This window comes from Novosphingobium sp. GW835-FHT14H07 (assembly GCF_058793515.1).
Genome location: NZ_JBXAFX010000065.1, coordinates 1 through 2,635 on the forward strand (window position 1 = coordinate 1; position 2,635 = coordinate 2,635).

Consider the following 2,635-nt stretch of genomic DNA (forward strand, 5'->3'; position numbering starts at 1 on the left):
TGTAGCGCGACATCGTCGGTGACTGGTCAGCGACATTGATGGTGATGTGTCAGCGGTGACGTTGGGGATAGTGTCACACGAGGTTGGCCTGGATCAAGAGGCGTTGTCGCGCAGCGATGTCGCTGGCATGGTTTCGATGTCGCTGGGCGATGTCGCTGGATCAGGAGCACTGTCGCGGAGCGATGTCGCTGAGGCCAGGGCGGATCGCCTGCGATAGCTCTCGACGTTCATTTCCAGGATAGTGGCGTGGTGAACGAGCCTGTCGATGGCAGCGACAGTCATTGCCTTATCCAAAAAAATGGAATCCCAACCGCTGAATGGTTGGTTGGCGGTGATCATGATGGAGCGCCTTTCGTATCTGGCAGAGATGAGTTCGAACAGGACGCTGGTCTCTGCCTGGTCCTTGCGGACGTAGGACAGGTCATCGAGGATGAGCAGGTCGAAGCGGTCGAGCCTGGCGATCTCCTGGGTCAAGGTCAGGGACTGACGTGCGGCCTGCAAACGCTGGACGAGATCGGTGGTTCGGGTGAAGAAGACCCGGTATCCGCGCGCGACGAGCTCGTTGCCGATGGCGGCTGCGGCGTGGCTCTTGCCGGCACCGGGCGGACCAAATGCCAGAAGATTGTGGCCCGCCTTGAGCCAGGCATCTCCTTGGGTCAGAGCCATGACCTGGGCCTTGCTCAAGGTGGGAACGAGGCTGAAGTCGAAGGCATCCAGGGTCTTGCCGGGAGGCAGCCGTGCTTCTGTAAGATGGCGCTGGATCCGGCGTTGTTCGCGTTCGGCGAGTTCCAGTTCGGCCAAGGCTGCCAGCAGGCGCGAAGCCGGCCACCCCTCCTTGTCCGCTCGTGAACAGAAGTCCGGCCAGAGACGGGCAATGGTGGGCAGACGCAGCGTGCCAAGCAACATGGGCAGCTGGGCGGTGTCGACAGTGATGCTCATGCGGCCATCTCCCTGGCGGTGAGCAGATCGTCGTATGTGTCAGGCTGGGGAATATCGACGACCACATCGGCCGGCTCTTTGCCGGGGCGTTGGAAGCGCTCCTGCAGATCCCTCAGATCGGGTAAACCCTGGCCATCGAGTATGCCGGTCAGGGTCGCGGCGAGCTCAGCCTCGCAGGCCTGGTCATGCGCAAGCCACAGCAGCCCCACCATGCTGCGGCATGCGGCGGCTTTGGGAAGCGCACCCTCCAGAGCATCCCAGCAGCGGCGATATTCGCTGCGAGGGAAGAGCTTGTCGCGATAGACAAGGTTTGCCAGCGCGTGGGGCTTGGTACGCAGGCTGTGGATCACGTGCCGATAATTGACTACGTGGTCATGACCGCCCCGTCCGCGATCGGGCGCCCTCCCGCGTGGCAGGGTCTCGATGGGCTGCCCGGCCAGATAAAGGTCGATCCGGTCATCGAAGATCCTGGCTCGCAGGCTATGGCCGATGAGCCGGGAAGGCACGGTGTAGAAGACCTTGCGCAGCACGAAGCCGCCCGATGAGGTGACGAGCACCGTAGCTTCATCATAATCGCAGCTGCGGCGTGAAGGTAACGGGCGCAGGTGCTCAGCTTCGATGCGCAAGGCATCGCGCCGCCGGGCATTGTGGCGGCCCACGATCTGGGCGAGGAACGTGCGCCAGTCCTCGATGGAGGCGAAGTCACGTGTCCCGCGCAACTGGAGTGCCTGATCGAGCCGATCCTTAAGGTGACCATGACGGCTTTCTATGGACCCATTCTCATGGGCGACCCCGCGATTGTTGCGGGTGGGCTCCATCTGGTAATCGGCGCACAGGGCGGCATAGCGGGTCCGCAGATCTTCCTGGGCATCTTGCTCCAGGTTGGCGAACGCCGCGGAGAGGCTATCGGTGCGATGCTCGTGCGGCACGCCGCCAAGCTGCCACAGCGCATTCTGAAGGCCGCAGGCCAGCGCCGTGAAGCTTTCTCCTCCCAGCACGACCTCGGCATGCTCCCACCCGGAATAGACCAGCGCGAAGTGATAGATCAGGTGCGGGCTCGGATTGCCGGAGATGGTGACCTTCAGATCGCGGGCGTCAAAGAAATCCGACATGCCCTGTCGGCCTGGCGGATGGTCCTGCCGGAAGATGACCTCACGCTCTGGTCCATACTCGGCCTTCCATAGCCGTATCCGGCGTTCCAGGGTCCTGCGGGCTGGTGTTAGATCGAGACCGGGGTGGCGTTGCTCCAGCTCCCCAAGAATAGAGATGGGCTTCAGGCCCGGCGTGCTCTCGAGCAAAGGCACGATTTCTTTATCCCACAGTTCGGCGAGCGGATCTGGCCTGCCGCCGCCATGACGTCGCTCCCGGCGACGCTCCGATGGCGACCGGGGATCTTTCTCTGTCCGGTAGCCCGTGCTGGTGGAAAAGCCCGCCATGGCGGCGGCCGCTTTTTGCGGGTGTTTTTGACGAAGGGACATGTAGTACCTCTGCTGTTGGTCGGTGATGGGACGGCCAGGCATCCGATCCTCTTCTTGGCGTTGAAGATCGGACCATCCTGACCGCTGTCGCCGCCAACGGCACGGGGAAACCCGCGCCCGTGTGGGGGGAAGCTACGTCCGGGCTACGCCCGGCCTCCGCTTCCCCCCACACGTCATCTACGATGTCGCTGACCCTTCAACTGCGATGTCGCTGTGCA

General features: G+C 62.8%; 2 protein-coding genes. Both read right to left on the reverse strand.

Annotated elements, in window-relative coordinates; translation table 11 throughout:
* Window positions 1–93 precede the first annotated feature (93 nt).
* Entirely contained in the window at window positions 94–939 is an 846-nt protein-coding gene (istB, locus tag AC1Q5P_RS21740; RefSeq protein WP_006949666.1) for an IS21-like element helper ATPase IstB, read from the reverse strand.
* Window positions 936–2,459: an IS21 family transposase gene (gene istA / locus AC1Q5P_RS21745; protein WP_081628012.1), complete on the reverse strand. Its 1,524-nt coding sequence runs from the start codon at window positions 2,457–2,459 to the stop codon at window positions 936–938. The genes istB and istA overlap by 4 nt, the downstream gene beginning before the upstream one ends.
* Between the last annotated feature and the right edge of the window lie 176 nt (window positions 2,460–2,635).